General features: G+C 58.3%; 6 protein-coding genes. 1 reads left to right on the top strand and 5 read right to left on the bottom strand.

Going from position 1 to position 5,342, the window contains the following annotated elements; all coding sequences use genetic code 11:
- Positions 1–3 precede the first annotated feature (3 nt).
- The 5 genes from VKV29_RS00965 to VKV29_RS00945 form a co-directional block, all read right to left on the bottom strand.
- Positions 4–1,047 carry a rod shape-determining protein gene (locus VKV29_RS00965; protein WP_324199423.1) on the bottom strand — a complete coding sequence of 348 codons (1,044 nt, stop codon included), beginning with the start codon at positions 1,045–1,047 and terminating at the stop codon, positions 4–6.
- Positions 1,048–1,160: 113 nt separating this feature from the next.
- Complete coding sequence (locus VKV29_RS00960) at positions 1,161–2,477, bottom strand: DUF58 domain-containing protein (RefSeq protein WP_324199422.1); 1,317 nt, start codon at positions 2,475–2,477, stop codon at positions 1,161–1,163.
- Positions 2,474–2,701 carry a S4 domain-containing protein YaaA gene (gene yaaA, locus VKV29_RS00955; RefSeq protein ID WP_324199421.1) on the bottom strand — a complete coding sequence of 76 codons (228 nt, stop codon included), beginning with the start codon at positions 2,699–2,701 and terminating at the stop codon, positions 2,474–2,476. Before yaaA ends, VKV29_RS00960 begins: the two co-directional genes overlap by 4 nt.
- Positions 2,701–3,537: a glycoside hydrolase family 16 protein gene (locus VKV29_RS00950; RefSeq protein ID WP_324199420.1), complete on the bottom strand. Its 837-nt coding sequence runs from the start codon at positions 3,535–3,537 to the stop codon at positions 2,701–2,703. Before VKV29_RS00950 ends, yaaA begins: the two co-directional genes overlap by 1 nt.
- 93 nt (positions 3,538–3,630) lie before the next feature.
- Positions 3,631–4,953, bottom strand: a complete 1,323-nt coding sequence (locus VKV29_RS00945) for a glycoside hydrolase family 27 protein (RefSeq protein ID WP_324199419.1) — start codon at positions 4,951–4,953, stop codon at positions 3,631–3,633.
- Between the two features lie 158 nt (positions 4,954–5,111).
- Between VKV29_RS00945 and VKV29_RS00940 the strand changes: the two genes are divergently transcribed.
- Positions 5,112–5,342 (top strand): hypothetical protein (locus VKV29_RS00940; RefSeq protein ID WP_324199418.1); only part of this gene is annotated, 231 nt, incomplete at its 3' end.

The raw sequence follows: 5,342 nt of genomic DNA, 5'->3' as shown, positions 1-5,342 counted from the left end.
GGGCTAGCGCCCTCGAAGGGCACGACGCATGGCGGGGTTGGCTTCTAGCTCTTCTAGGAAGCGGCCGGCGCCCAACACCACACAGCATAGCGGGTCTGGAGCGATGTGGACGGGCATGCAGGTTTCACGGGCCAGCAGTTTGTCTAGCCCCTCCAAAAGAGCACCGCCTCCGGCGAGGGTAATGCCCTGTTCGTAGATGTCGGCTGCAAGCTCTGGGGGGGTGCTTTCCAGCGTCATTTTCACGGCCTCGACGATGGTGTGAACCGGCTCTTGTATGGCCTCGCGAATTTCGCAGCTGGTAAGCAGGGCACTGCGTGGAAGCCCGGAGAGCAGGTCGCGCCCGCGCACTTCGTACTGTTTATCGGGGCCGGATGGATAGGCGGAGCCGATGGCGATCTTCACCTCTTCGGCCATGCGGTCTCCGATGGAAAGATTGTAGGTGCGGCGCACATAGTTAACAATGGCTTCATCTATCTCATCGCCGGCCACGCGCACGGAGCGGCTCACCACAATATCGCCCAGTGAGATGACGGCCACTTCGGTGGTGCCGCCGCCGATGTCCACGATCATCGAGCCGGTCGCCTCGGAGACGGGCAAACCGGCCCCGATGGCCGCAGCCATCGGTTCCTCGATGGTATAGGCTTCGCGCGCACCCGCTTTTCGCGTGGCCTCGATGACCGCGCGCTCTTCAACCTCCGTGACGCCGGAAGGGACGCCAACCACCACCCTCGGCGGCAAGAGCGCGTTTCGGCGGTAGACCTTTTGGATGAAGTAGCGGATCATCGCCTCGGTCTGCTCGAAGTCGGAGATCACTCCGTCGCGCAACGGGCGGATAGCAACAATGCTGCTGGGCGTTCGGCCCAGCATGCGTTTGGCCTCTTCTCCGACGGCGATGGGTTTTCCTGTATCGGTGGCGATGGCCACCACAGAAGGCTCACGTAAAAGGATGCCCTTGCCCCGCACATGCACCAACGTGTTGGCGGTTCCCAGGTCGATCCCCATATCGCGAGAGAAGCGCCCTAGCGTCTCGCGCAGTAAAGTCAGCACAGCTCTACGTCTCCCCAGGCTCGGCTCGCAATCTCGTACATTATGACACAATTCACCTGAATTAGAAAATAGGATTTTTACGTCAGGTTTGCAAAATTTGCATTCCCTGCTTTTTAGAGCAACATGCGCTCTTTGATCTCCAAATAACGGTTCACCAACTCGACCGACAGTTTCTCTGCAGAAGAATCTACCACTAAAACCCCTTTTTGCGCCAATAGGCGCAGGGCCTGTTCACGCTGTTGGAGGGTTTCGAGAGCGGCGACCTTTTGAAAAATCGCCTCGGCGCTTGCCGGAGGCTGCTCACGGGCGCGCACCCAGGTGGTGTTAAGCAGGGTGACGGCAACGGGCAGATGGCGCGGCTGCTGGGCAGCGAGGGTGGAGATGAGGGTGCGGGCGGAGACGGGGTCCCAAAGATCGGTGAAGCAGATCAACAGGGAGCGGCGTGGCCAGCGCCCTTCGAGAAAATGGAAAGCGGCACGGTAGTTCGGTTCCTCAAGGTCGGCGTAGAGGTTGTGGAGGGCTTCGAGAACGGCGTAGCTCTGTTGGCGCCCGCGACGTGGAGGGAGGAAGGTATGGATGCGATTAGAAAAGGCGAGCAACCCCACCCTATCGTCGAAGAAGGAGGCCACATAGGCCAAGAGGAGGGCGGCCTGAATGGCGTAATCTATTTTCGCCCGGCCCTCCAGTTCGCCCCACATGGTGCGCCCCACGTCCAGCATAATCAGGATATTTTGGGAGCGTTCCAGCTCGTACTGACGGGTTACAAGATGTCCCTTACGTGCGGTGGCCTTCCAGTCTATATGGCGAATTTCGTCGTCGGGCACGTAGTCGCGCAGGCTTTCGAATTCGCTGCCGATGCCATGGCGATAGGCGCGCCGCACTCCTAACTGCTGCAGTTGGCGGCGTTGGGCTGCCAGGTTAAAATGGGCCAGCTCGCGCAGACCCGGATAGACCTTAACCACCTGCACGGCCGGGATAGAGGCGGTGCGTCCCACAAAACCGAGGCGGCCAAAGAGGCGCACCGTGATGTCGGCGAAGGCGTAGTCGCCGCGGCGGTTTGGGTGAAGGTGATAGGTCACCGTTTGTCGGCTCGAAGCCGGAACATGAAGGGTGAAAGGGAGGTCGGGAAGATCGTTTTGGAGCGACTCGGGTGGGGCATCAAGCAGCTCGACATGGAGGGGGCGCGTGCTGAAGTTGCGCACCGTGAGGCAGACGGGGACGGGGTTGTCGAGGGCTAGTCGTTCATCCACCTCGCGGTAGACATCGAAGGCGGAGTTTGGGGGCAGGAAAGCCCAATCAAGCAGGGCAAGCGCTGTAAGCCCTAACGCCCACCCGATGCCGACCCAGCGCAACCAGGGCAGAAGACCACTGGCGAGGAAGAAGCCGGTTCCCAAAAAGAAGAGCAGGAGCCATCGCCGTTGAAAGATCAAGGGTTCTCTCCTTTGGTGAGCAGGTAGGTTGTGTTATCGAACGACACCATATCGCCGGGGTAGAGTTTGCGTCCACGCCGGTTTTCGGGTTCTCCGTTCACGTAGACGGTTGTGGTGGTCAGGAAGGCGCGTGCAGCCCCTCCGGTAGGGATGGCTCCTACCAGCTTCAGCAGTTGACCCAAGGTGATGTATTCTTCTCGCAGGGGCACAAGGGTTCTATGCATTACTTTTGGTAGACGCGCACATACTTCACGTACATGATGGCAGGGAAGTGGGTGGTATCGTCGGGCATGCCCGGCCAATAGCCGCCTACGGCGAGATTCACCAAGAGATACATAGGCACATGAGGAACATGGCGCGTTGTACGAAATCGGGGTACCCCATCCACGTACCAGGTGAGGGCGGTGGGGGTCCACTGAAGCGCAAAGGTGTGGTAAGCGGCGGAGAAATCGGGGCCTACGAAGTTGCCGCCATCGCCCACATGGCTGCTATCTTCGCCCACGTAGTGGTTTGTCATATAGACCTTGTTGGGTTGATGGCCTAGAATCTCCAAAACATCTATTTCGGGCGGCCAGCTTTTATCGGCGGGCAGCAGCCAGAAGGCAGGCCATAGACCCTTCCCCTTCGGGAATTTGGCGCGAATTTCGAACCACCCATACTCTTGGGCGAACTTCCCGTAGGTGGTGACGATGCCGGAGGTATAGGGCATGCCACCCATAGAGCGCCGTTCGGCGATGAGTTCGAGGTGGCCGTTGTGCACGCGATAGCCATCGGGCGCATAGTACTCTTGTTCCCCGTTGCTATGGGTACGCACGCCATCGGGGTAGGAGTCGATCCATTTGGAGGTGTCGAGTTTGTTGCCTTTGAACTCATCGTCGAAGGTGAGGTGATAGCCAAGCGTTCGCGGGTCGGTTACATGCGGGAGGGAGGCGAGGTCGGCCTGATCGTTATGGTTCACACCCGGCTCGGTTTGAGGGATGGCGCGGGCAGCAACGAGGTTAAGGATGGTGCAAGAGAGGGCGAAGGCAACCGGTAGGGTTTTGGCAACAGCACGCCACATGGCATTAGCTCCTAGAGAGTCTATCGAAACGTTCCATTCTAGGATAGCACAAAATTGGGTGCGCAGGAGAAGACGGGTTGGTAGAGCCAGCCCTTAATTTTTCTGCGGAATCAGACGCACGAGGCAGCAGGCATGAGGGGCTAGAGTTTGTGTGAAGCGATTGTTGTAGATGCCGAGATCGCGATGGCTCCAAAGGTCGTGCGCTTTGACAGGGCCGGTAAGGCCTAGCTCCCACCAGGCGACGGTAACCGCAGCCGGCGTGTGGTCGTCGAGGTTGAAGAGGGCGACGATGAAGCTGCCATCCGGGTTTTGAATGGCCCATACTTGCTGGGGGCCGAAACGCACCGGATGAGCCAGATGGCCGGCCTGGTCTACGGCGATGACCTCGGCGTTGGTCAACAGTTGAAGGCCATATGAGTCGAGCTGGGTGAGGTCGTCGCCGGTGTAGAGCGGGGAGCACTCGATGGCCCAGAGCGTCATCATGGTTTGGCGCTCCGCATCGGTGAGGCCGTCCATAGCGCCGTTGCCGATGTCCAGCGAATCGAAATCGTTCCAACCTCTGGTGGGGCCTGCGTTTTGGTACCACCGTGCTGCCGCCTCAAAGCGCGCTCTTACCTGGGGCCAACTTGTCAGCGTAGGGCCGTAGCGATCTATATCGTCGCTAATGCGCCATCCGTTCGCATAGCGTTGCCAAAAGTCGGCATAATGAGCATCGAGATTCCAGGAGAGCTCGAGCCAAATGGGGCGTCCGGTCTGTTGAAGGGCTTGGGCCCAGGCGGCCACTTCGGCGCGGTTATCTATGGAAAGGTCGTTATGGTCGGAGCCAGGGGTCACTCCGTCAAGTTTCAGAAGGTCTACTCCCCAGTTGGCGAACTGCTGAGCGATCGAGGCGATATAGGCTTTGGCGGCGGGTTTTGAGAAGTCTATTTTGTAGGTCCCGTTGACCCAGCCGTTGCCGGGGGTGGGCGGTTGTACCAGAATGTCGCGTAGGTGGTAGGGGGTACCCAGAATTTGGGGGTTGGCTTGGTAGAGATCGCCCCATATGCCGACGGTGTAATAGATGCCGAGCTTTTGGCCGTACTGGTGTACATAGCGTGCGATGGCGGCGATGCCGTCGGGAAACTTTTTACGGTCGGGCAGAGGGCGACCAAAAGCGTCGTAGCCCCCTTTCCAGCCCGAATCGAGATTGATGTAGCGATAGCCGTATTTTTGCAGCAGGCGGTGCATGGCATCGGACTGCTCTCTAACGTGCTCGGCAGTGAGCCAGTCCTCACCATTATAGTTTGGGGAGCGCACGGCTTCAAGGCTCCAGCTACTCCAGCCAATGAAGGGTTTCGGAGCCTTTGCGGCTTTTTGGAAAGTTTGAGGTTGAGCGAACAGCAAAAAGAAGAGAACACTTTGTAGAAGTCTTTTCATAGTTGAGTGCCTTGGTTAAAATAGATGAAAGAAAGTTCTTTTCTAAGACTGCTTCCTCCTGCAGGGCAAGGGCGTGGCACATCGTGTCTTCTCTTGGCAACTTTAGAGGCCGCGGCATGGTATAATTCAAGTAGAAGGTTCGCTATGAAAAGCCTTCGATGGCGGTAGCGCCCCTGCTCCGCTTGAAGTCGTTTGCGCGGGTTCGCGAGCCTTTCGGAGCCACGGGCAACGACATGGAGGAACAGAAACCAATGATGCGCGGATTGAGGTGTCGGTGTGGTCAGCGCATATATCAGCGAGATGTGGTGCGACAAGGCTACTTGATGCGACAGTTCGGTCCCACCTATGTCTATATCCGCTATCGCTGCTCGCGCTGCAAACGTTTGGGA

Origin of the sequence: Chthonomonas sp., assembly GCF_035294165.1 — a bacterium.
In the GTDB taxonomy this organism is placed as follows: Bacteria; Armatimonadota; Chthonomonadetes; order Chthonomonadales; family Chthonomonadaceae; genus Chthonomonas.
Note: the sequence above shows the minus strand (reverse complement) of the source record. Positions and strands in the feature narration are given on the sequence as shown.